25 protein-coding genes are annotated in these 22296 nt (G+C 61.2%); 20 read left to right on the top strand and 5 right to left on the bottom strand.

The window, feature by feature from the left end; all coding sequences use genetic code 11:
* Genes ABDX79_RS09165 through ABDX79_RS09140 form a run of 6 tightly spaced genes read left to right on the top strand, consistent with a single transcriptional unit; the run spans window position 1 to window position 4144 of the window.
* The gene (locus ABDX79_RS09165; protein WP_346219980.1) at window positions 1-1629 is read left to right on the top strand and encodes a Na+/H+ antiporter subunit D; all 1629 of its coding nucleotides are present in this window, start codon (window positions 1-3) and stop codon (window positions 1627-1629) included.
* Window positions 1626-2099 (top strand): Na+/H+ antiporter subunit E, encoded by a 474-nt coding sequence (locus ABDX79_RS09160; protein WP_346219979.1) that lies wholly within the window; start codon window positions 1626-1628, stop codon window positions 2097-2099. The genes ABDX79_RS09165 and ABDX79_RS09160 overlap by 4 nt, the downstream gene beginning before the upstream one ends.
* Window positions 2096-2470, top strand: coding sequence for a cation:proton antiporter (locus ABDX79_RS09155; protein ID WP_346219978.1), 375 nt, complete (start codon window positions 2096-2098; stop codon window positions 2468-2470). The genes ABDX79_RS09160 and ABDX79_RS09155 overlap by 4 nt, the downstream gene beginning before the upstream one ends.
* Window positions 2467-2931 (top strand): monovalent cation/H(+) antiporter subunit G, encoded by a 465-nt coding sequence (gene mnhG, locus ABDX79_RS09150; protein ID WP_346219977.1) that lies wholly within the window; start codon window positions 2467-2469, stop codon window positions 2929-2931. Before ABDX79_RS09155 ends, mnhG begins: the two co-directional genes overlap by 4 nt.
* 8 nt (window positions 2932-2939) lie before the next feature.
* On the top strand, window positions 2940-3320 hold the full coding sequence (locus tag ABDX79_RS09145) for a DUF423 domain-containing protein (protein ID WP_346219976.1): 381 nt from the start codon (window positions 2940-2942) through the stop codon (window positions 3318-3320).
* A gap of 35 nt (window positions 3321-3355) precedes the next feature.
* Window positions 3356-4144, top strand: a complete 789-nt coding sequence (locus ABDX79_RS09140; protein ID WP_346219975.1) for an SDR family NAD(P)-dependent oxidoreductase — start codon at window positions 3356-3358, stop codon at window positions 4142-4144.
* A gap of 105 nt (window positions 4145-4249) precedes the next feature.
* Here the strand turns inward: ABDX79_RS09140 and ABDX79_RS09135 are convergent, their stop codons facing one another.
* On the bottom strand, window positions 4250-5032 hold the full coding sequence (locus ABDX79_RS09135) for a Crp/Fnr family transcriptional regulator (RefSeq protein ID WP_346219974.1): 783 nt from the start codon (window positions 5030-5032) through the stop codon (window positions 4250-4252).
* Window positions 5033-5172: 140 nt separating this feature from the next.
* Between ABDX79_RS09135 and ABDX79_RS09130 the strand changes: the two genes are divergently transcribed.
* A complete protein-coding gene (locus ABDX79_RS09130) occupies window positions 5173-5475 on the top strand; it encodes a hypothetical protein (protein ID WP_346219973.1) in 303 nt (100 codons plus the stop codon).
* Here ABDX79_RS09130 and ABDX79_RS09125 read toward each other — a convergent pair.
* Window positions 5463-6641, bottom strand: a complete 1179-nt coding sequence (locus tag ABDX79_RS09125; RefSeq protein ID WP_346219972.1) for a M20 aminoacylase family protein — start codon at window positions 6639-6641, stop codon at window positions 5463-5465. The genes ABDX79_RS09130 and ABDX79_RS09125 overlap by 13 nt on opposite strands.
* A gap of 206 nt (window positions 6642-6847) precedes the next feature.
* Between ABDX79_RS09125 and ABDX79_RS09120 the strand changes: the two genes are divergently transcribed.
* Together ABDX79_RS09120 and ABDX79_RS09115 are read left to right on the top strand one after the other, a co-directional pair.
* The gene (locus tag ABDX79_RS09120) at window positions 6848-8242 is read left to right on the top strand and encodes a D-alanyl-D-alanine carboxypeptidase family protein (RefSeq protein ID WP_346219971.1); all 1395 of its coding nucleotides are present in this window, start codon (window positions 6848-6850) and stop codon (window positions 8240-8242) included.
* Window positions 8243-8346: 104 nt separating this feature from the next.
* Window positions 8347-9459: a CobW family GTP-binding protein gene (locus tag ABDX79_RS09115; RefSeq protein ID WP_346219970.1), complete on the top strand. Its 1113-nt coding sequence runs from the start codon at window positions 8347-8349 to the stop codon at window positions 9457-9459.
* On the opposite strand, the gene ABDX79_RS09110 is transcribed toward ABDX79_RS09115, so the two are convergent.
* Window positions 9452-9700 carry a sulfurtransferase TusA family protein gene (locus tag ABDX79_RS09110; protein ID WP_346219969.1) on the bottom strand — a complete coding sequence of 83 codons (249 nt, stop codon included), beginning with the start codon at window positions 9698-9700 and terminating at the stop codon, window positions 9452-9454. The genes ABDX79_RS09115 and ABDX79_RS09110 overlap by 8 nt on opposite strands.
* A gap of 96 nt (window positions 9701-9796) precedes the next feature.
* Here ABDX79_RS09110 and ABDX79_RS09105 point away from each other — a divergent pair, with 96 nt between their 5' ends.
* From ABDX79_RS09105 to ABDX79_RS09070, 8 genes are all read left to right on the top strand, one after another.
* Window positions 9797-10348, top strand: coding sequence for a DUF924 family protein (locus ABDX79_RS09105; protein WP_346219968.1), 552 nt, complete (start codon window positions 9797-9799; stop codon window positions 10346-10348).
* A gap of 121 nt (window positions 10349-10469) precedes the next feature.
* Window positions 10470-11735 (top strand): GNAT family N-acetyltransferase, encoded by a 1266-nt coding sequence (locus ABDX79_RS09100; RefSeq protein ID WP_346219966.1) that lies wholly within the window; start codon window positions 10470-10472, stop codon window positions 11733-11735.
* A gap of 91 nt (window positions 11736-11826) precedes the next feature.
* Entirely contained in the window at window positions 11827-12321 is a 495-nt protein-coding gene (locus ABDX79_RS09095) for a PRC-barrel domain-containing protein (RefSeq protein ID WP_346219965.1), read from the top strand.
* 320 nt (window positions 12322-12641) lie between these two features.
* Entirely contained in the window at window positions 12642-13727 is a 1086-nt protein-coding gene (locus ABDX79_RS09090; protein ID WP_346219964.1) for an acyltransferase family protein, read from the top strand.
* A 373-nt stretch (window positions 13728-14100) separates the two neighbouring features.
* On the top strand, window positions 14101-15246 hold the full coding sequence (dnaJ, locus tag ABDX79_RS09085) for a molecular chaperone DnaJ (protein ID WP_346219963.1): 1146 nt from the start codon (window positions 14101-14103) through the stop codon (window positions 15244-15246).
* 217 nt (window positions 15247-15463) lie between these two features.
* Window positions 15464-16057, top strand: a complete 594-nt coding sequence (locus ABDX79_RS09080) for a class I SAM-dependent methyltransferase (protein WP_346219962.1) — start codon at window positions 15464-15466, stop codon at window positions 16055-16057.
* Window positions 16058-16320: 263 nt separating this feature from the next.
* On the top strand, window positions 16321-16809 hold the full coding sequence (locus tag ABDX79_RS09075; protein WP_346219961.1) for a class I SAM-dependent methyltransferase: 489 nt from the start codon (window positions 16321-16323) through the stop codon (window positions 16807-16809).
* Window positions 16806-17399 carry an NADPH-dependent FMN reductase gene (locus tag ABDX79_RS09070; protein WP_346219960.1) on the top strand — a complete coding sequence of 198 codons (594 nt, stop codon included), beginning with the start codon at window positions 16806-16808 and terminating at the stop codon, window positions 17397-17399. Before ABDX79_RS09075 ends, ABDX79_RS09070 begins: the two co-directional genes overlap by 4 nt.
* Window positions 17400-17426: 27 nt before the next feature.
* On the opposite strand, the gene ABDX79_RS09065 is transcribed toward ABDX79_RS09070, so the two are convergent.
* Both ABDX79_RS09065 and ABDX79_RS09060 read right to left on the bottom strand, forming a co-directional pair.
* Complete coding sequence (locus ABDX79_RS09065; RefSeq protein ID WP_346219959.1) at window positions 17427-18464, bottom strand: LacI family DNA-binding transcriptional regulator; 1038 nt, start codon at window positions 18462-18464, stop codon at window positions 17427-17429.
* A 189-nt stretch (window positions 18465-18653) separates the two neighbouring features.
* Window positions 18654-19088, bottom strand: a complete 435-nt coding sequence (locus tag ABDX79_RS09060; RefSeq protein WP_346219958.1) for a MarR family winged helix-turn-helix transcriptional regulator — start codon at window positions 19086-19088, stop codon at window positions 18654-18656.
* A 91-nt stretch (window positions 19089-19179) separates the two neighbouring features.
* Between ABDX79_RS09060 and ABDX79_RS09055 the strand changes: the two genes are divergently transcribed.
* The 3 genes from ABDX79_RS09055 (at window position 19180) to ABDX79_RS09045 (ending at window position 22228) form a co-directional block, all read left to right on the top strand.
* A complete protein-coding gene (locus ABDX79_RS09055; protein WP_346219957.1) occupies window positions 19180-19977 on the top strand; it encodes a creatininase family protein in 798 nt (265 codons plus the stop codon).
* Window positions 19978-20111: 134 nt separating this feature from the next.
* Window positions 20112-21242 carry a CobW family GTP-binding protein gene (locus tag ABDX79_RS09050; protein ID WP_346219956.1) on the top strand — a complete coding sequence of 377 codons (1131 nt, stop codon included), beginning with the start codon at window positions 20112-20114 and terminating at the stop codon, window positions 21240-21242.
* Window positions 21243-21250: 8 nt separating this feature from the next.
* The gene (locus ABDX79_RS09045) at window positions 21251-22228 is read left to right on the top strand and encodes a WD40 repeat domain-containing protein (RefSeq protein WP_346219955.1); all 978 of its coding nucleotides are present in this window, start codon (window positions 21251-21253) and stop codon (window positions 22226-22228) included.
* Window positions 22229-22296 lie beyond the last annotated feature (68 nt).

Raw genomic sequence — 22296 nt, 5'->3', positions numbered from 1 at the left:
ATGGCCACGCAAGACCTTGCAGCGCTCAAAGCGGAGGCGATGACACAGGTGCCGGTCGAGGCGGTGGATTATCTCACCGTTTCGCCGCTGGTCATCTGCTTCCTCTTCGGAGCCGCGATGCTGATGATGCGCAAGCGCGTCGATCTGCACCCCTTTGTCGCCATTCCGGGGCTCGTCCTGCTTCTCGCCGCCGATATCGGCCTGTTGTGGCGGGTCTATTCAGAGGGCACCGTGACGATGATGATGGGCGGATGGCTGCCGCCCTTCGGCATCGCCTTCACCGTCGATCTCATGGGGGCTCTGTTCCTTGCCGCCTCCGGCGTGGTGGCTTTCGCCTGCGGCATCTACGCTTCGGCGAGCGTCGATCGGATCGAACGGCGCTATGGCTTCTTCCCGTTCCTGTTCATGATGATGGGTGGTGTTTCGGGCGCCTTTTTGACCGGTGACATCTTCAATCTCTACGTCTGGTTCGAAGTGCTGCTAATTGGCTCGTTCGGTCTGATGGTTCTCGGATCGCGGGACGAACAGCTGGACGGCGCGACGAAGTACTGCTTCCTCAATCTCGTCGGCACCACCTTCTTCCTCATCGCGACGGGCTACCTCTACGGCCTGTTCGGCACGCTCAACATGGCCGATATCGCCCGCAAGGCGGCCGTGATGGAAAACACCGCGCCGCTCTTCACTCTGGTCGCCCTTTATTTCGTGTCCTTCGCGATGAAGGCGGCGGCCTTTCCGCTCAACAGCTGGTTGCCGGCCTCCTACCATACGCCCCGTTTCGTCACTTCCGCGCTGTTCGCCGGCCTCCTCACAAAGGTCGGCATCTACGCGGCGATCCGGGTCATGCTGATGCTGTTCCCGCCTGAGCGGGCCGAACTTTCCTCGGTCATTGCATGGGTCGCAGCGCTGACGATGTTGGTCGGCGGCTTCGGTGCCCTTGCCCAAAGCGATCTTCGCCGGCTTCTCAACTACATGGTCATCGCAGGCATCGGAACAATTCTCGTCGGCCTCTCGCTGCCCGATCTCGCAGCCGATGCGACAAGCGGCCCCCTGACGGTGGGCATGTCAGGCGCGATCTACTATGCGCTGCATTCGATCGTGGTGATGACGGCACTCTATCTTGCCGCCGGCGTCGCGGCCCATCTCACGAATACGTCGTCGCTGCATCATATGGGCGGCCTTTGGCGTCACAATCCGCTGTTCGCAGCAATTGTCCTGATGCTGCTCTTCGCCGTGTCCGGCCTCCCGCCGTTCTCGGGCTTCTGGCCGAAGGTCTTCCTGGTCCGCGCGTCGATCGGCGCCGACATGCCATGGCTCGCGGCCACGGTCCTCTTCTCGGGCTTTCTCCTGACGATCGCCAGCGCACGGGTGTTCGCGCTCGGCTTCTGGCGCTCGCTGCCCGCGGCCGTGGAGGCTGACAGCGAGGCCGAACGAACACGCATCGTCAAGGAGCATTTCACGGCGGCAGGCCCCGACAAGGCCTTCTCGCTCGTGCCGCTCCTGATGCTGACGGCCTTCGTCGTCGCTGCGGGGGTCTGGCCCGAATGGCTGCTCTCGATGACGGACACGGCCGCGACCGGCGTGATCGATCCGAGCCAGTATATCGATTCCGTCTTCGGGGGACGTCCATGATCCTCTATCTGATCAATCTCATCCTTTCGCTGATTTGGGTCGTCATCACCGGCTCTTTCACGATTCTGAACCTGATCTTCGGGTTCGTGCTCGGCGCGCTCGCGCTTTTCCTGATCCGCAATCAGGTCGGCGGGTCGGGCTACATGCAGCGGGGCTGGCTCATCTTGAAGCTCGTCCTGTTTTTCCTGCTCGAGCTGCTGAAGTCGGCCTGGCGGGTCGGCACGCTGGTTCTTTATCCGAAGATGGATCTGAAGCCCGGCATTTTCGCCTATCACCTGAGAGCCACCACCGATTTCGAGATTACGCTTCTGGCCAATATGATCACGCTCACGCCCGGAACCCTGTCGGTCGACGTCTCGGAAGACCGCTCGACGCTTTATGTCCACGCGCTCGATTGCTCCGATCCGCAGGCCGCGCGTGCAGACATCGCGAACGGTTTCGAGCGCATGATACTGGAGGCGTTTCGATGAGCTTTGCCGACTATGCCGAACGTTTCTACGAGCTCGTCATCCTCGTCAGCCAGATCCTGCTGGGCCTTGCCTTTCTGCTCGTCGTCTTCAGGATCGTGCGCGGCCCCACGCTTCCCGACCGGGTTCTGGGTCTCGACATGCTGACCTCGGTCTCTATCGCGTTCATCGCGCTGGTGGGCATTGAAACCGGCTACACCCTGTATGTAGATGTCGCGATCGCGCTCGGTCTCGTCGGGTTCCTTGCGACAGTGGCGTTTGCGCGGTTCATTCTGGCCCGTGGACAGACAGAGGAGGAAGTCCTCGAGCAATTGCCATTCAAGGACCCACAGTCTGACCGGATCGCGGCGGCGCGAAAGGACACCGGATCATGATGAGCCCTTTTCTGCAAATCTTCGATGCGTTGCTGATCCTTGCGGGGGCGATGTTCGTCTTTCTGGCTTCGCTCGGCCTCGTCAGGCTGCCAGACCTTTACACGCGCATGCACTCGGCCTCAAAAGCCGGGGCGGTCGGCGCCGGTTTTTTGCTTCTGTCTCTAGCGTTTCATGCGGAATCGACAGCGGAAGCGCTTCGTGCAGTTGCGGCCATCTTCTTCTTCCTTTTGACGGCGCCGATCGCCGCGCATCTTCTTGCCAAGGCGTCCTATACGGTCGGCTATCATCTCTGGCCCGGCTCGGTGCTCGACGAGATGTCGAAAGTCGCCCCGAAGTCGGGCGAGAGCATCGCCGACGGCCGGCCCCGGGAGGAGTTCTTCACCGGCAAGGCGCTGGAGCCGGCCTGGCGTCGTGACAAGCGGTCGGCGCCGCCGAAATGGAGCGATCTCAGAAAGAAGTGAGACGCGCTGTGCCAGCTTTCATACAATTTCTGGCCGCGCTGGTGGGCGCGAGCGGGGTGGGTTTTGCCGCCTACGCCTCCCACGGGACGGTGGATCAGGGCCTGGCTATCCCGGCCGCGGGCATTCTTCTTGCCCATGCGCCGGTGCTTCTGGCGCTCTCGATCATGGCGGATCGCTCTTTGCGGCTGATCGGTCCGATCGCGCTGCTGATGACCATCGGCCTCGCCTGCTTTTCCGGTGATCTCGCATCCCGCATCTGGCTTGGCGATCGTCTCTTTCAGGGTGCCGCACCGCTGGGTGGTGGTCTGATTATCGTCGCCTGGCTGCTTCTGGCCCTCGAAGCCGTGCTGTCCGGATTGTTCGGAAGCGGCAAGCGCCAGCACCACTGACGGCAAACGCAATCACCGCAGCGAGGACCCGCAACATGTCTTTCGGATTCAGCGACAGCCTCTTTCAGGGAAAGACTATCGTCGTGACCGGTGCGGGGCGAGGGATCGGTGCGGCGGTCGCGGCATCGTTTCTGGCCTGCGGCGCAAGGGTGATCGTTCATGCGGGACGCAGCCTCGACCATGCCGAAACGGATCTTCTCAGGCGCGTATCGGCGACTGAACGAGACCGGCTTTTTCTTCTGACGGCGGACCTCTCCGAACCGGGATCGGGGACGGAGCTTGCGGCGAAAATCGCCGCCGAGGCGAACGGAGCCGTGCACGCACTCGTCAACAATGCCGGTACCATGGAAGGGCGCTTCAAGGCGGAGACCGTGACCCGAGACGAATTCGACCGGGTCGTCGATCTCAATGTGCGCTCGGTGGTTGAACTCACCACGGCACTTCTCGATCCGCTCAAACAGGCTCGAGGCGCTGCAATCGTCAACACGTCGTCGATCTCGGCGACGGTGGGCGGCTCGCCCGGCTCCTCGCTCTATTCGGCGTCCAAGGCCTTCATCTCTACCTGGACGCGGGCGCTCGCGCGGGAGCTTGCGCCCGATCAAATCAGGGTCAACGCCGTTTCACCCGGTACGATCATGACGGATTTTCACCGGCGCTACTCGTCGGAAGAAAAACTGCAAAAGACCGCAGCAGCCATCCCCCTCGCGCGGCTCGGCGAGGCTGACGATTGCGCGCCGGCCTATCTCTTCCTGAGCGCTCCGGAACTCTCGGGTTATGTGACTGGCCAGATCATTGAGGTGAACGGCGGACAATTCATGGGCTGAATGCGGCAGGAGCACCCGGCCGGCAAGCTGGGCGACTTTTTGCACAGCACCATGCGGACAGACGAAGAAGAGCGGACTGTCGACTCCGATCCAAGGTATTGCGTTCTATTGAGCCGCTTCCGTCAGTGGGGCTTCATCCATTCTTCCGTCGGTCACAATCATGGGCGGCTCGGCGCGAAAATGCAGATAGCCCGGATCGAATTCCGCAATTTCCGCAAGACCTTCCCAGTCCTTGATCGTCAGCCAGAAGCGATCGCGCGTGATGAGCCCTTTTTGCTTCAGGGTCTGAAGGGTGCGGTTCACGGTCACGACTGTCAGGCCGAGCGCATCGGCCAGTTCGTTCTGCGTCAGGGGAAGATGGTATTTCTTGCCGTCCACCAGCCCCATGGCGTGCATCCGCATCATCAGTTCGCACAGGAGATGCGCGGTTCGCTGGATGCCCGACATCCGTCCGAGCGCCACAATCCACTGCCGGAAGATGGAGCCGTCGATCAGCGTCTCGCGCCAGAGTGCGGATGCGATATTCGGACGGTCCATGCAAAGGTTCCAGATCGCATCGTGGGGAATGAGCCCGATATCGCTGCGCACGGTCGCTGCGAGACTGTGGTCGAGTGAATTGAATTTCAGGCTGTGCAGATCCGGAATGTCACCTGAGACGTGGAAGGCGATGATCTGCCGTTTTCCGCAGCGCAGGGTACGATAACGATGGGTGAGACCATCGACCAGGAGGCAACAATGCCTGATCTCCTGCCCGTGTGATGCAATGTCAGCTCCCGCCTGGACTGTCTTCGCAATGAGAGGCAGCGCGCGAAGTGCTGCACGGTCGTCGTCGTCCAAGATCGCGACGAGATCGAGCCGTTTGATCAATGCTCGGTCGAGTGCAGTCATTCCGCTTTCCAAACTTCTTCAGACAACCTGGCTGATAGCGGCCGAAGGGGATGCCAAGATCGATCCACTCCATCGACCTCGCTCACTTTGCCGTGGGTAGTTTCACGCGCCATTCTTGAATGAGAAAACCCCAAAAGACAATGTTCGCATTCGCACGCTTGCCAATGGGGAAGCATACGATATTGAAACCTTTGAAGAAACGGTGCCACTTCGAATTTAAGCTGGCGGCCTTACATTTGATCACCGCTGTTATGATCCGCTCTCATGGCAGCGATATTCAGATACTTGAAAAGAACTTGACGGGTCGCTTGCCCATCATCGATGCGGTTCAGGCGTATACTCAAGAACCGACCGGACCGCGCGCCCTCGCGGCACTTTCGGTTGATACGGTCGCGTGGTTTCAATGTCTTTCCTGCGATGTGCATCAAGCTCAAGCCCCGTGAAATTGGGAGAGCTTTGCTTCTGCTAGAGCGACCCAGTAGCTTGCTCCATAAACAAGAGCATCGTCTGAGAAGTCATACTTGGCGCTATGAAGACCGGCGCTGTCACCATTGCCGACGAAGATATAGGCGCCCGGTTTCTCTTCAAGCATGTAAGCGAAATCTTCGCCTGCCATCAGCGGCTTGGTGTTCGCCTCAACCTGTGACGCGCCGACGATGTCGGAGGCGATTTCAGCGCAGAACGCCGCTTCTTCGGCGTCGTTGACGGTTGGCGGATAGCTGCTGCGCCATTCGACCTCAGCGCTCGCATCGAAGCCTGTGGCGATGCTTTCCGACAGCGCGCGGATGCGCTCCTCGGCATAGCCCCTCAGTTCCGGCAGGAGGCAACGGACAGTGCCGGAAAAGACGGCCTCGTCCGGGATCACGTTGTGAGCGTAGCCTGCATGAAATTCCGTCACCGACACCACCATGCTGCGCAAGGGATCGAGATTGCGCGACACGATCGACTGAAGGCCCTGGACGATGGCGCTCGCGGCGACGATCGGGTCGACCGTTCCGTGGGGGAGGGCCGCATGACCGCCGCGTCCGTGAACCTTGACCTTGAAGATGTCGACCGCGGCCATGATGGGCCCCGGACACATGGCAAACTGGCCGATGGGCAGACCGGGCAGATTGTGCATTCCGTAGATGCGCGACATCGGAAACCGGCTGAAGAGGCCGTCCTTGATCATGGCCTCGCCGCCGGCGCCGCCTTCTTCCGCAGGCTGGAAAACGACGGCGACCGTCCCGTCGAAGTGTCGTGTCTCGCAAAGGCTTCGCGCCGCTGCGAGAAGCATCGTCATGTGCCCGTCGTGGCCGCAGGCATGCATCAGGCCCGGCCGCTCTGAGGCATATCCGACGCCGGATTCCTCCATGACGGGAAGCGCATCCATATCTGCCCTGAGGCCGATCATGGGGCCACCTGAGCCGTTCCGGCCGTGAATCAGGCCGACAATCCCGGTTTGCCCGATCCCGGTTTCCACGACATCGCAGCCGAAAGAGGTCAGCTTTTCGCCGATGAAGGCCGCCGTATCGTGGACATCGTAAAGGAGTTCGGGGTTTCGATGCAGGTGTCTGCGCCATTCGAAAAACTCGGGAGCGCTATCGGCGATGCGGTTATTGACGGGCATGGAGCCTCGAATTCGCTGAGCTGTCTTAAAGGTGTGGGAAGGGTGATATGTGAACCTTTCCGCAATGTCTTCCGATCTGTGCCATTCTTGCGTCACATGGGTAGATTACTACCCAGTGATCACAGATAATGGATATGTGTGGCTCTCGCGCAAGTGTCGCTTGGAGCTGGCCCGGACGACGGGCTGATACGCAATGAGGTTTTCGGTTGAACGCATCGCTCTTTTCAGCATCGAGGACGCTTCTCGCAGCTCTTCTGGCCGCGAGCCTGATCACCTTTGGCGGAACGGCGCGGACCTTTGCCCAGGCGGACGACGAGGAGATCTCGGCCGAGGCTGGGGAAACGGCGGACAAGGCCGAAGATGCAAAGCCTGAGGACGCAAAGACGTCGATCGCGTCCATCGTCGTCGATCTGAAGACAGGAAAGGTCCTGTCCCAGACGAACGCGACCGAGCGGCGTTATCCGGCGTCCACCACAAAGCTGATGACGGCCTATCTCGCCCTGAAGGCGGTCAAGGTCGGCTCGATTGGTTGGGACACGCCGGTCGTCATGACCCGTCAGGCCGCCAACGAGGCGCCGTCGAAGCTCGGCATTCCGCCGGGCTCTGTCATGCGTCTCGACGAAGCGGTCCGTGCGATGCTTGTCAAATCGGCGAACGATGTCGCGACGGCCGTCGGCCAGACCCTTGGCCACGGATCGAATGAAACCTTCGTCGCGATGATGAACCGCACGGCCGGTCTCATCGGGATGCGCGATACGCAGTTCGTCAATGCCCATGGCCTGCCGGGCGAAGGGCAGCATTCGAGCGCGAAGGATCTGGCAATCCTCGCGATGACGATTCGCCAGGAATTCCCAGAATACAAGGACTGGTTCGGCACGGAGGCCATCGTCTTCAACGGCAAGCTGATGAAGAACGGAAACAAGCTGCTCGGCCGCTTCGACGGCGCAGAGGGCATGAAAACCGGTTATATCTGTGCCGGTGGCTTCAATCTCGTTTCTGCCGTGACCCGCGACGATCGCACATTGATCGCAGTCGTTCTCGGCGCGAATGGCACGATCGAGCGCGAGACCCTGTCCGCCGAGCTCTACGATGCCGCCTTCAAGGCCGATCCGGACGGGGACTACAAAACGGTGAAGGACCTGCCCATCGTTGGCGATGAAACGGAAACGCTGGATGTCTCCGGCTATATCTGTTCGCGCGAGGGACGCACGGCGCGCGCCAACGACCGGGTTGCCGATCGCAAGGACAAGGCCACGGTCTACGGCTCCAAGCTGTTGCATGACATGGGCCGCTCGCCGAAGGCGATCCGTGTCTCGCTGGGGGGCGCCGCCGCCGGAGAGCACTTCGCGGCGAACATTTCCCTCATCGAGAATTATGGCATTCCGCTTCCGAAATTCCGTCCGGCACAGCCTCAGGATGCCCAGAACCTTCTTGCTGCCGCGGTGCTGCGAGAGAGCGTGGACGAGCCGGGTAACGAGGTGGAGGCCGGCGATCGCACCGATCCGGCAGACACGGCCGATAATGACAACGTTGCGGCTGCGGCCCCGATCGATGGCGAACCGGCACCGGACATGCCAGTTCCGCAATTTGCTTCGCGCTGAGCCGGGACTTCCCTTCAGCCGGGATAGGGCCGGGGCATCGGTCCCGGTACCGGAATCAGGCCTGAGCGCTTGCCCGGATCAGCCGGCACGCCCATCTCTCGCCCATGACCAAACCAAGACGCCCTTCGCGTGAAAGCCGCGCGCCTATTCGCCTGACGCTTCTCACCGGCTTTCTCGGCGCAGGAAAGACGACGGTTCTCAACCGTCTGCTCTCCGAGCCGTCGGTGACCGACACGGCGGTCGTCGTCAACGAATTCGGCGAGGTCGGTATCGATCAGATGCTTGTCGAAGCGGAAGTCAGCGATGGGCTGATCGAGCTGTCGGACGGGTGTCTGTGCTGTTCGGTTCGCGGCGAACTGGTCGAGACGCTGGAGCGGCTTGCCCTGCGCACGAAAGACGGGCGCCCTCTCTCCCGCGTCATCGTCGAGACGACCGGACTGGCCGATCCGACGCCGATCCTTGCCGCGATCATGACCCATCCGGTTCTCGCCAGCGCCTATGCACTCGATGCCGTCATATGCGTTGTCGACGCGGTGAACGGGGAGGCGAACCTGTTCGAACAGGTGGAGGCGGCGCGGCAGATCGCGGTTGCCGATCGCATCCTTCTCTCGAAGTCGGACCTCGTCCCCGGTGGTGGCGCGGAGCTTGGCGGTGCGATCCGTGCCGTCAACGCCCATGCCGATATCCTCGCCCTCAATGAGGCTGATACGCTCGCCGATCGCATTCTCGATTGCGGCCTGTCGAAAATGGACGGAACCCTTGGTGACCCGGCTGAATGGCTCGGCCGCGATCATGCGGGTGAGGCGGATCACGAGCACCACCACAACCATCATCGGCATGGGAGCGTCCGCTCGATGGCGCTCGTCCATGATGCACCGATCCCGCAACAGGCGGTCTTCGCGTTTCTCGAAATGCTCGGCAGTTTCGAGGGCGGCAAGATCCTGCGGATGAAGGGCGTCGTTCTGACCACCGAGCATCTGGACCAGCCGCTGGTCCTTCATGGCGTTCGCGGCTATCTCCATCCGCCGGCGCGGCTTCCTTCCTGGCGTGAGGGCGCGCGGCGCCAGTCGCGCCTCGTCATCATCGGCGATCATCTGAACGAGGACCGTGTCCGCGATCTTTTCGCAGCCTTCACGGGCGGTGTCAGGGCCGACGCGCCGGATCGCACCGCGATCGAGGATAATCCGCTGGCAGTGCCTGGAATGAGCTTCAGCTGAGGTCGTCGGTGAATGCTGTCTCAGGTCCGGCTTCGACGATGAACCAGAGCGTTTCGCCCTCGCGGCCGCTGTCGATCAGGCGGTGCCGGGAGCCGGCGACGAAATGCGGCAGATCGATTGCCGCCATCGGATCGTCCGCCGTGATTTTCAGCTTTTCGCGGGCAGCCGCGTCGTTCAACGCCTTGCGTGCCTTCAGGGTCGGCAGCGGGCATTTGAGCCCTTTTAGATCGAGGTGTCGCATGGCCCGGGTTTATGCCATTTCGTCTTTTTCGCAACGTCACAGCATCTATATCGGGGCTGAGACCCGAACCTGAGACTTGAAGGGAAACATCGTTCGATGAGCACATACGCGGTGGCGCCGGATACGATCGTCGAATTCTGGTGGAATGCAGGGCCGGAAAAATGGTTCTCGAAGGACGAGACCTTCGACGAGACCATCAGCAATCGGTTTCTGGACATCTACGAGCAGGCAGCTTCGGGACGCCTCGATGCCTGGACGGAAGAGCCCGTCGGCGCGCTTGCTCTCGTCATCCTGCTGGACCAGTTTCCGCGCAACATGTTTCGCGGTACGCCGCGCGCCTATGAAACCGACGAGCGGGCCAAGGAGATCGGCCTGATGGCGCTCGAGCGGGGCGATCACGAGACCGTTTCGGAAGAGATCAATCAGTTTTTCGCGATTCCGCTGATGCATTCGGAAAAGCTCGAGGATCAGGATGCGTGCATCGCGTGGATGAAACGCGTCGGCACAGATGAGAACGTCGAGTATGCCCAGCACCACCGCGATATCATCGCGCGTTTCGGACGCTTTCCCCATCGCAACGCGATCCTCGGCCGCGAAAGCACCGAGGAGGAAATGCAATATCTGGAAGAGGGCGGGTTTACGGGTTAACCCCCGCCGCTGCGGAATGCCGAAACTGTCGCATGACGGGGTGTCGGCGAAATTTTAAGGCTTCGGTGCGCATTTTCGACAGATCCGAATTTGTGTTTGCCCAGACCGAGGCCCGAGCCGTATGTCCGCCACCCACCTTGCGACCGGGAAAAGACTTGCAGAACAGCCTGCCGATCTTCAAAGCGGGATCCGGCCGAAGCCCAAGGTGGAGGTGCAGGCCGGGGCAGCTTGGCCGGGCCGAAGCATCTCTATCTATGAGCCGAGGCATGCGTTCAGTCTCATCGATGAGCTGATCCATCTGTCCGAGCGCTCGATCGAACGCAATATCTTCTTCGATCCGCGCTTTCTTGTGCCGGCCATGCCGCGCCTCGAGGATCGTCGTGTCCGCCTTCTCGTCATCCGGGACGAGACCGGGAACCGCAGCCGGCTTCGCCTGCTTCTGCCGTTCTCGATCGAACGGATCGGTCGCTTCGCGCACAGGCAGGCCATGCGTGTCTGGAGCCACCCCTTCGGTCCGCTTGGTACTCTGCCGCTCGATGGCGACGATCCGGTTGGAACGCTGAAGAGCCTCGTCACCATGCTGCAGGGGAGCGATCTCGACTATCCGGATGTTCTGATCCTGCCCGACCTGCGCATAGAGGGCGGCATGGCGGCGGCTGTTCAGCAGTGCGCGGAAGAGATGAAGCTGCCGATCAAGGTGATCAACCGGTTCTCCCGCGCGGCGATGACGCGCGCGGGCGCCAGCCGGCACATGATCCCGACACACCTTTCCGGCAAGCGAATGCGAGAATTGAAGCGCGGCCGGCGCTGGTTGGAACGTCTTGGCCGGGTGAATGTCGAGATTGCACGTGATCCGACGGCGTTTCGCATCGCGCTCGAAGACTTTCTCATTCTCGAAGCCTCAGGCTGGAAGGGCAGGGCGCGAAGCGCGTTGACCAGCGATCGCTATCGGGCCGCCTTTGCCCGTGAGGCTCTCAACGCACTCGCCGAAAAGGATCGGGCGCGGATCTTCACCCTGCGGCTCGACGGGGAGGCGATTGCAAGCATCGTGATGCTGGTCGATGGCGGGAACGCCTATTCTTGGAAGAGCGCCTATGACGAGCGCTATGCCAAGGCTTCGCCCGGCCAGCAGATCATGGCCGAGGCAACGCGAAGCCTGCTTGCCGATCCTACGATCAAGCGTGCCGATTCCTGCGCCCAGCCCGACCATTTCGTGATGAACAGATTCTGGCGCGACCGTATCGAGATCGGCACGATCGTCCTCGGTCTGAAGCCGGGGATTGACCACGAGGTCGAATCCGTCGCGCGTTCGATCGCAAAATCGAAGCGGACGGCGAACAGGGTCCGGCTCATGCGTGAGGCAATCATGTCAGCGCTTGGCCGATAGGGATCGTCGCAGCTTTTATTTTCTGCTGAATGGGAGCGAAGTCCGGCCTTTGTCGTTCATGAGAAGTCCCCATCAGATAGATCTTGGCCTCATGAAACTTATCGCGACGACCTCCGCCCTCATCCTTCTTGCCGGCAGCGCCTATGCGCAGGATGCCGCAACGAGCGGTCAGGAAACCAACCCGGCGCAGACCACGACGGGACAAGCTTCCACAGAACAGTCCACCGGACAGGCGGATGCGCAAAAATCTCAGCCGGCGGGCGATGGTCAGTCGTCGGCAAACTCCCAGATCCTCGTACCGATTGAGAACGATGAAACGCCGGTGCCGACCCTCAATCTCATGGCTGGTCAGGTCGACGACATGAAAGTCATCGGAGCGGACGGCAAGGAAATCGGAGAAGTCTCCGACGTGCTCGGCGATCAGAATGGGGTCCCGAAGGCCGTCGCCGTCGAGGTCGGCGGATTTCTCGGGATGGGCGAAAAGCGGATCGTTCTGATGCTCGATCGTCTCTCCCTCGATGTCGGTCGCCTGCGCACCAGCCTCACCTCCAGCGACATCAACGATCTCCCGGAGTTTTCGGGCTGACAGGAGCGACCGGCTCCTTCCGCGGGACTTTTTACGAAGGCCTTGATGGCGCGCGAGCAGTTTCGATACGTGTTTTGTGAAGCGATCAGGCGGGGCTTGCCTGATCGCTTCGCTGTTTCATCGAAAGGTCCACTGGTCATGGCTCTTTTGCTTTGGTGAGCTGGATGTATGTGTAATAATTCAATAAAATTCGCGCTTTAACGTCGTTTCAACTATCTTGTTGCAAGTTGTCGATCGAGTTGCGAGACCCTAAGCTGAGGCCGGACGTTCCGAATTCGTGAGCGTCTCGTCGCCGTCTTGCAGATTGGGGGTTCGTCCCGATGTATTTCAGGGTATTCGATTGCTGGCGCTTCATTGCTGCCATGCTGGTCATGACCTACCACTTCCTGTTCTGGGGACCGGCCGGGTCTGAAATCGCGATCGGGTATCTCTATCGGCTACTCCCGCTGCTCGACATGTTCTTCATGATCTCGGGCTTCTTCATCACCAGCCGGTATGCGAGCCGTCTCAATTCCCTGGCCGATTACGGATCGTTTCTCAGACGCCGCTTTGCTCGGCTCTACCCGCTGCATCTCCTGACGATGCTGTTTTTTCTTTTTGCAGCGATTTACGCGTGGTCCGTCGGCGCTGAAAACTATCCTTGGGAGGTCGATCTTGACACGATCCCCTATCACCTCCTCGGCCTTCATGCCTTGGGATTCACGTCCGAGCTCTCACTCAATTACGTTTCCTGGTCGGTCAGCGCGGAACTGTTCTCCTACGCGATGTTCCCGGTCATCGTGATCGCTTTGCGGTGCCGCGGCATTCTCGGTCTGTCGATCGCGATCGTCGCTTATCTCGTAGCGCTCGAAATCGCGTCTGCCATGGACGTTTTCCCGAGCGGTCACTGGACAACGGCCGATACGTTCGGGGCCTATCGTGCCTTTTGCGACTTCATGATCGGGGGTCTTCTGGCGCGGATCGTCGGGACGGGAACAATTCAGCTCCGCTCCCCGCTCCCCGGTCTCCTGCTCATGGGGCTTGCCGTGATGGCCATGCTGATGCAGCAGCCATGGTTCGTCGTCTTCGCCTTTCTCATCCTGTCGCTTCTGGCAAGCGCTTTGGCCGAAACCCAGAATCCCCGGTCCACGGAAGTCGTCAATTTCGCGATGCCGCTCACTGCGGCTGCCTTCGGCATCTATATCTGGCACCCGGTTCTCGAATTTATCTTTCTTCGCGCCCTCTGGGATCGCTGGCTGGAGCCCATGGGCTGGATCAACTTCTACGCTTTCATGATTATCCCGATGAGCGCGACCGTCATCGTCGCCGTGACATCCTTCCGCCTCCTGGAACCCGCCATGGCGAAGGTGATCGTCGGTCCGAGACCCGCCGGTAACCCGCGCACCGGGGCGATGCAGGCCTCCTGAGCGAGCGGGGCTGTCAGTCTCCGGCTTGCTCCGTCAAAGTCTTCACGCAACGAAACCGTGGGGAAATTCCGTGCGATCGTGAGATTCGCTCTCCATCCCCGGTATGAAATCCCAAGACCCTGTGGTAACGGCGCCGCAACGTTCCTACATCGGGCTCCAATCCGGTCGATTGAAGTCGAAATCCGAGGCGAGGCGGAGAAAACGCGACTGTCAGCTGCCCGGCGCGGTGTAAAAGCAATCGTGTGAAGGCCCGATGTTTGAAACGTCGGGCTGAATGTCCTTGAAGGACGGATGATTACGGTGAGGCGACATCCGGTCGACGGACCGGACAGGATGCTCCCGGGCAGTCCGTCGAAGCAGTTTGGAAGTGTGAATGAAGGCCGATTACTACGAAACGCTCGGCGTGTCCCGCGATGTCGACGAAAAGGGGCTGAAGAGCGCATTTCGAAAGCTCGCCATGCAATATCACCCCGACCGCAATCCTGGCGATGCCGAGGCCGAGGCGCGGTTCAAGGAGCTGGGCGAAGCATACGAAGTGCTGAAGGATCCGCAGAAGCGATCGGCTTACGACCGCTTCGGCCATGCCGCGTTCCAGAACGGCGGCGGGGGCGGTGCCGGCGGCTTCAGGGGCGACTTCTCTTCCTCCATGGCCGACATCTTCGACGATATCTTCGGCGAGATGATGGGCGGTCGGGGCAGGGCGCGCCAGTCCGGCGGCGGATCGGGACGCGAGCGCGGCTCCGACCTCCGCTACAATATGGAAATCAGTCTCGCCGAGGCGTTCAGCGGCAAGACGGCCGAGATTTCCGTTCCGACGACGATCCAGTGCGATGTCTGCACCGGAAGCGGCGCGCGGCCGGGCACGACGCCATCGTCATGCCCGACCTGCGGCGGCATCGGCCGCGTCCGGGCGGCGCAGGGATTCTTCTCGATCGAGCGGACCTGTCCGACCTGTCAGGGTAAGGGCTCCGTCATCACCGACCCTTGCGACAAGTGCGGCGGCGATGGCCGTCTGCCAGAGGAGCGCACGCTTCAGGTCAATATTCCCGAAGGCATCGAGGACGGCACGCGTATTCGCCTCGCAGGTGAAGGCGAGGCCGGTCTTCGCGGGGGACCGGCGGGCGATCTCTACATCTTCCTGTCGATCGCGCCGCACGAATTCTTCCAGCGCGAAGGCGCCGATCTTTACTGCAGCGTTCCCGTTTCGATGACGAAGGCGGCGCTTGGCGGTTCCTTCGAGGTCCAGACGATCGACAACGGGACCGCACGGGTGAAGCTTCCCGAAGGCACCCAGACCGGCAAGCAGTTCCGCCTGAAGGGCAAGGGCATGCCGGTGCTGCGTTCGCCGCAGACCGGCGATCTCTTCATTCAGGTCATGGTGGAAACACCCCAGAATCTTTCGAAGCGTCAGCGTGAGCTTCTGGAAGAGTTCGACGAGATCGGTTCGAAGGAAAACTCGCCGGAAACGAACGGTTTCTTCTCTCGCATGAAAGATTTCTTCGAAAATCTAAGCGATTGACCGCGCATCACACCTGGATGCGCGGCGTGGACATCTCCCGCGTAACGCAAGCGTGTGAGCGCCTCGAACTATCATATCCGGCCGGTGTTCCTATATACGACGCGTAAGTGCCCGGTACTGGGCGCCCATCGCAGACAGAGCAGGGACCCTCGACCATATGTCGCTTTTGGAGCCACTTTCGCCGTCGGCAACCGGACCTTCACTTCACAAGGCCAAGGTGGCACGCCGGCCGCTGAACATCGGCGACGAAGCACGCTTCTTCACGACATGGCTGCGCCGGCCTCTCACAATGGGCGCCGTGTCGCCATCTTCCCGCCAGCTCGGCGAGACCATGGCCTCTTATCTCCCCGATCCTGCCGGCTTCGATGAACGGTCGGCGGTTCTGGAGCTCGGCCCCGGCACCGGGGTCGTGACCGAATGTCTGGTCGATCGCGGCGTTCCGGAAAGCGCCCTGATCCTCGTCGAATATTCGGAGGAATTCTGCGAGCTCTTGAAGGCCCGATTCCCGCTGGCAACGGTCATTCAGGGCGATGCGTACGCCCATGCTGCCGATCTGAAATCCATCGCGGGTGGTCGTCGTCTGGAGGCTGTCGTGTCCGGGCTTCCGCTGCTCACAAAGCCCGATGCCATCCGCGAGGACGTCATCAGGCATCCGCTCGGCGTCATGGCCGAGGGTGCGCCCTTCATTCAGTTCTCCTATTCCCTCACCCTGCCGGTAAAACCGGCGATTGTGAACGCCCGGGTCGAAACCAGTCCCTGGGTGAAGCGCAATCTCCCGCCAGCCCGTGTCATCGTCTATCGCGCGGCGTGATCGTTTCATTCTCCTGTCACGAACTGTCTGACTATGGACCTCGCCCTTGTCCTGTGCCGCGCTGCACTAGAACAAGGAAGACGGGCACGCGCGCCCCTGCGTTTCGTCCGTAGGATCAGCGAACGGAATTCGAAATGGATAATTCGAAGATATTGGAACGCGACGCTGGGAACGACGATCTGGGCCCGTTCCTTGCCAACTGGATACGCCATCCGATCTCGATGGGCGCCGTCGCCCCTTCGAGTCGGGAGTATTGCCGGACCATGGTTCAGCATTCTAGCGTTGAGATCGACGGCCCGATTCTGGAGCTTGGACCGGGTCTTGGTGCCGTCACCCGCGCCTTGCTGGAAAAAGGGGTCGATCCCGCGCGGATCACGTCCATTGAATACGAGGAAAAATTCGCGGACGCGCTGAAGCAGCGCTTTCCGGAAGTCAATGTTGTGCAGGGCGACGGATTCAATCTGGACAAGACTCTCGGCGATCGCAAGGACGAGAAATTCGCCGCCATTCTTTTTGCCATTCCGATCACCTCGCAAAAGGCGAGCTGGCGGCAGGATCTGTTCCGCGATTACTTCCAGCGCCTGCGTTCGGGCGGTAACATCACCCAGCTCTCCTATATGTGGAAACCGCCTGTCCCCGCCGTTCCAGGCGTGTTTTCCGTCCGCTCGACGGATATCGTCTGGAACAATATCCCGCCGGCCCGGGTCTGGATCTACGAACAGGATCTGGCCTTCTCGGAGATCGACGCTTGAATCCCAAGATCGCAATCGTTGCAGGATCCGTTCGCTCGGGATCGTTCAACAAGCAGCTTGCGATGGAGGCTGCGCGCCATCTGGCCAGGACCGACGTCAAGCTGACCGTTCTCGATCTCGTCGATTATCCGCTTCCGATCTATGACGGCGACAGCGAACGCGAGACCGGCATTCCGGAAAATGCCCTCGATCTTGCAGGCCAGATCGCGCGGCAGGATGGCCTTCTGCTGGTCTCACCGGAATACAACTCGTCTGTTCCGCCGATTTTGAAGAACGCGATCGATTGGGTGAGCCGCGTGCGCCGGATCGACGGCCGGCCGGTCCTGCCCTTCAAGGGATTGGTCGTCGGGCTCGCTTCGGTCACACCGGGCTCCGGCGGCGGCCGTCGTGGTCTTGAAGCCTGGCGTATCGTCATGCGCAGTGTCGGGGCCGAGGTCATCACCGCGCAGTGTTCCGTGCCGAACGCACAGGATGCCTTCGATGAGAATGGTGGCATCGCGTCGGATGAGGTGCGGATGCAGTTCGATGCCTGGCTGGAATCCCATGTCGACGTGACGCGCAGTCTTGCAAGGACGTTCGATCGCGATTGATCGCGATTGATCGCACTGCGCTCTCGTTCAGGCGTCGATCCGGTCCTGCAGGCTCCCGACGAACTGACTGGAATCGCGGATCTTGAGGAGCGGCTTGATCAGAACCGTCTCGTCGCTGGCCGGATTGCCGGCAAGGCGGTCGAGCAGCGCACCGGCCGCCCGGTGTCCGACTTCAGCCTGACCGTTCGAGACCGTCGTCAGCGATGGCATCGCGATCTCGGCCTCCGCGATATCGTCGTAGCCGACAACGGCGACATCGACACCGGGCGTCAAGCCGGACCGCGCGAGGCCATACATGAAGCCGAGTGCCACCATGTCGGAAAAGCACACGACAGCGGATGGCCGATGTGTCATCTGCGCAAAGCTCTGCGCGGCCTCGAAGCCCGCGTTGCGGCTGCGTGGTCCCTCGATACGCCATTCGGGCCTTGGCTCGATCCCGGCCTTCTGAAGCGCTGACCGCCAGCCTGCCGCCCGGTCGCGCCCCGTCGATGTCTGCGGGGTGCCTCCCACCATCGCGATCTCACGATGGCCTTCCGCAATCAGGTGATCGACCGCGAGAGCCATGCCGAAGGCGTCGTCACCGCGAAAGCCGCAGACGCCCGACCCCTCGATCGTGCGCGCAATCAGGACAGTCGGCAGGTCATTGCCTTCGGCAAGCCTGATGTCCTCGGCCGGGGTGCCGACGGCGGGGGAGAGAATCAGCCCGTCGGCACCAAGCTGCAGCAGGGTATCGACGAAAGCGCGTTGCTTCGAAAGATCGTCATAATGGTTGGAAAGAATGAAGGTCTGACGCCTGCGGTCGAGTTCGTGCTCGACATATTTCAAGATCTCTCCGTAGAACGGATTCATCACGTCGTGAACGCAAACGCCGACAATGCCCGAGCGTGAGGTGCGCAGCGAGGCCGCGCGGCGATTGTAGATATAGCCAAGCTCGCGCGCCGTCGCCTTGATCTTGTCGCGCGTCACGTCGGCGACAAGCGGACTGTCGCGCAAGGCGAGCGATACCGTCGCGGTTGAAACGCCAAGTGCATCGGCGATCGTAGATAGTTTGACTTTTTGCGCCACCGGCCCTCGTCACGCTTCGGTCATGGTCCGTTATCGATCTATGGCAAAAGCTTCGGAAAAGCGCAAAGTGCAGCCGCTTTTTCGCACGAAAAGCGCTCTGCTGTCGAAGATCGTTCCGGTCGCGTCGCGATAGAGCGGCAAAATCAGGCGTGCCCGCCGCTCGGGGTTCCCTTTGCAGCCGGGCTTGAATCACCCGGATGCTGCGTCGATGTTGGTCTCGACCTGCTTTAGATATTTCATCAGGATCTTCTGGTCTTTCTCCGACAGACCTTTGAGAGCCGTCTTCCGAAAACCTTTCCTGAAGGCCCTGATGTCCTTGGCTGCCATCCTGCCCTCGACGGTGAGAAAGGCCTGGCTCTGACGCGAATCGGCTGATGCGAGACGTTTTTCCACAAAGCCTTGGGCGGAAAGACGGGCGATCGTCTTCGTGATCGTCGGCGGGCGAACCGAAAGCATGACCGCGAGATCCTTCAGCGTTATGCCTTCGTTCTCGCTGATGACGGTCAGAACCGTATCCTGTCCCGGATGCAGGCCGATCGTCGCCAATTCCTGCCCGCTCGCACCGCGCACGGCTCGCGATGTCCTCGCCAGCTGCCCCAGAAGGTCCTTCTTGCCTCGTGCCATTCCGTCCTCTTGTCTGCCTGTCTCTTGACCATGTGGAAGCGATCGCATCTTGTCCACCGAGGCCGTGCAGGTGACTTGAGGACAAACGGCGATGCAGCGCTTTTTCGAAGACTGGACGACCGAGGAAATCGCCGAGGCGAAGGCCGATCTGCCGAATCTCGTGCCGATTCTCCCAATCGCGGCGATCGAGAGCCACGGTCCGCACCTGCCGCTCGGCACCGACATGATTCTCGCGCGGGAGATGGTCTACCTCGTCGACGAGCGGGCCGATGACGACTGGCCGGGCATCTTCCTTCCCGTCCAGAGCTTCGGTGTTTCGACCGAACACACACATTTTTCGGGAACGATCGATCTCGGCTGGCGCACATTTGGGGAAACGATCCTTGCGATCGGGCGAAGCCTTCACCGGGCCGGCTTCACCAAAATGGCCCTGGTGAACGCCCATGGCGGCAATGCCGTGATGATGGCGCAGAATGCCGTCGATCTGCGCGCCGAGACGGGCATGCTCGCCGCGACCTGTTCATGGCTGCGATTCGGCTATCCGGACGGCCTCCTGCCAGCGGACGAGATTTCGCTCGGCATTCACGGCGGGGCCGTCGAGACGAGCCTGCTCATGCACTTTCGCCCCGATCTCGTACGCATGGAGAAGCTTGGCCGCTTTTCCTCTCTCCAGACGGAGATGCGGGAGGAAAACCGCTATCTCACGGCCCATGGGCGTCTCGGTTTTGGCTGGATGTCCGACGATCTCAACCCGGCGGGCGTCGTCGGCGACAGTTCGCTCGCAGGACCCGAAATCGGCCGCGCGATCGCAGACCATCAGGCGGACGCCTTCATCACCTTCATCGACGAAGTGGCGGCGTTCGGCGCGTCCGTGCCGCGAGAGCTGTGATATCCGGGCGGACCGGAACAGCCGGACAGGATATCGACGCCAAGCCGGTCCGCTTTCGACCGAATGACTGATGCCCGTGCATTTCGGTTTCGATGATCATATATGCGCGCCGAAGCTGGAAGAAGGAGCCGTCCATGTCCGATGCTGTCAGTCAGAATGTCGCCACCCCGGCGGCCGAGAACAATCCGATCCCGGTGACGGTCCTCACGGGCTATCTCGGCTCGGGCAAGACGACGCTGCTCAACCGTATCCTGTCGGAAGATCACGGCCGGAAATACGCGGTCATCGTCAACGAATTCGGCGAGATCGGTATCGATAACGACCTCATCGTCGAATCCGACGAAGATATCTACGAGATGAACAATGGCTGCGTCTGTTGCACGGTGCGCGGCGATCTCGTGCGCGTCGTCGAGGGACTGACCCGTCGCAAGGGCCGTTTCGACGCGATCCTCGTCGAGACGACCGGCCTCGCCGATCCGGTGCCGGTCGCCCAGACCTTCTTCATGGATGAGGATGTGCGGGCCAAGACCGAACTCGATGCGGTCGTCGCGCTCGTCGATACCAAGCATCTGCCCCTGCGCCTCAAGGATTCCCGCGAAGCCGAGGACCAGATCGCCTTTGCTGACGTCATCCTCCTGAACAAGACCGATCTCGTCTCGCCGGAAGACCTTGCCAGGGTCGAGGCGACCGTCAGGGCGATCAATCCCTATGCGATCATCCACCGGACCGAGCGGGCCGGGATCGATCTGACCAAGGTCCTCGGCCAGAAGGCCTTCGACCTGAAGAAGGTTCTGGACAACGCCCCGGACTTTCTTGAGGAAGCGGCCCACGCCCATGACGATCACGTCTGTGGGCCGGACTGTGACCACGATCATGGCCATCATGATCATGGCCACGAGCATCACCACCATGATCACGATCATGCTGGCCCCGCGGCCATCCACGATGTGACGGTGACCTCGATCTCCCTGAAGGCTGGCGAACTCGACCAAAAGAAGTTCTTTCCGTGGATTCAGGCGCTTACCCAGGAAGAAGGGCCGAATATCCTTCGCCTCAAGGGAATCATCGCTTTCGATAACGACCCGGATCGCTACGTCGTTCAAGGCGTCCATATGATCATCGAAGGCGATCACCAGCGTGCCTGGCGGGAGGGCGAAAAGCGCGAGAGCCGGCTGGTCTTCATCGGCCGAGATCTCGACCGCGAAGAACTCGAGGCGGGGTTTGCCGCCTGTGCGGCCCGCGTTCGCGCTCACGTCGAGGCCTGATCTCATTCATGCCTTCGATTGCTCCTTACGATCTCGGCGAATTCGTCGAGCGTGCCGTCTTCCTCGGCGATGCGCCGGCCTTTGCGCTCGCCGATGGCACTATCCACATGCCTGCGGGTGGCGAGTCGGTGCTCACCGCCCATGACGGCGGCCTTCTCACCGCCTCCTTCGACACCTATTCGAACCGCCTTATCACCGGCGGCGAAGACGGTCGTGTCATGGCCATCGATGCCAGGGGCGCGATGAGCGAGATCACGTCTCTCGGCAAGAAGTGGATCTCCTCCGTCGCCGGAGGGCCTGGTGGGGCGGTCGGGTTCGCGTCGGGCCGAAATGCCTACACATGCACCAGGGACGGTGCCGTGCTGGAGCGCGCTTTCCAGCGGACGGTCGAAGGGATCGCATTCGCGCCCAAGGGGCTGCGCTGTGCCGTCGCGCGTTACGATGGAGCCTCGCTCTATTTTCCCGCGACCGACGCAGAGCCCGTTTTTCTCGAATGGAAAGGGGCCCATCTCGGCGTCAGCTTCTCGCCGGACGGGAAGTTCGTCGTCACCACGATGCAGGAAAACGCGCTGCATGGCTGGCGGGTTTCTGACGGCAAGCACATGCGGATGACCGGCTACCCGGCCAAGGTCAAGGACTGGTCCTGGTCGGCGAAGGGCAAGTATCTTGCTACCAGTGGGGCACCGGCAGCCATTCTCTGGCCCTTCTCCGGCAAGGATGGCCCGATGGGCAAGGCGCCGCTTGAACTCGGCACACGGGGCGACGTGATGGTGAGCGCCGTCGCCTGCCATCCGGGCGAAGACATGCTGGCGATCGGCTATTCCGACGGGATGATCCTTGCCGTGCGCTTTGCCGACCAGAAGGAGGCTTTGCTCCGTCGGGGCGGCGCGTCACCGGTCCGCACCATGGCCTGGAACAAGGGCGGGCGCCTGTTGGTGTTCGGCTCAGAAAGCGGGGAAGCGGGCGTGGTCGACATCGCCGGCTAGACGCTCGAGCACCATCCGCAAGCTGATAGTTCTGCCGTGTCGGGCGGTGATGCCCTCTGCACCCAAAG

Origin of the sequence: Fulvimarina fulva (assembly GCF_039652615.1) — a bacterium.
Classification (GTDB): domain Bacteria; phylum Pseudomonadota; class Alphaproteobacteria; order Rhizobiales; family Rhizobiaceae; genus Fulvimarina.
The sequence above is the reverse complement of the archived record's forward strand: the minus strand, read 5'-3'. Positions and strand labels throughout refer to the sequence as shown.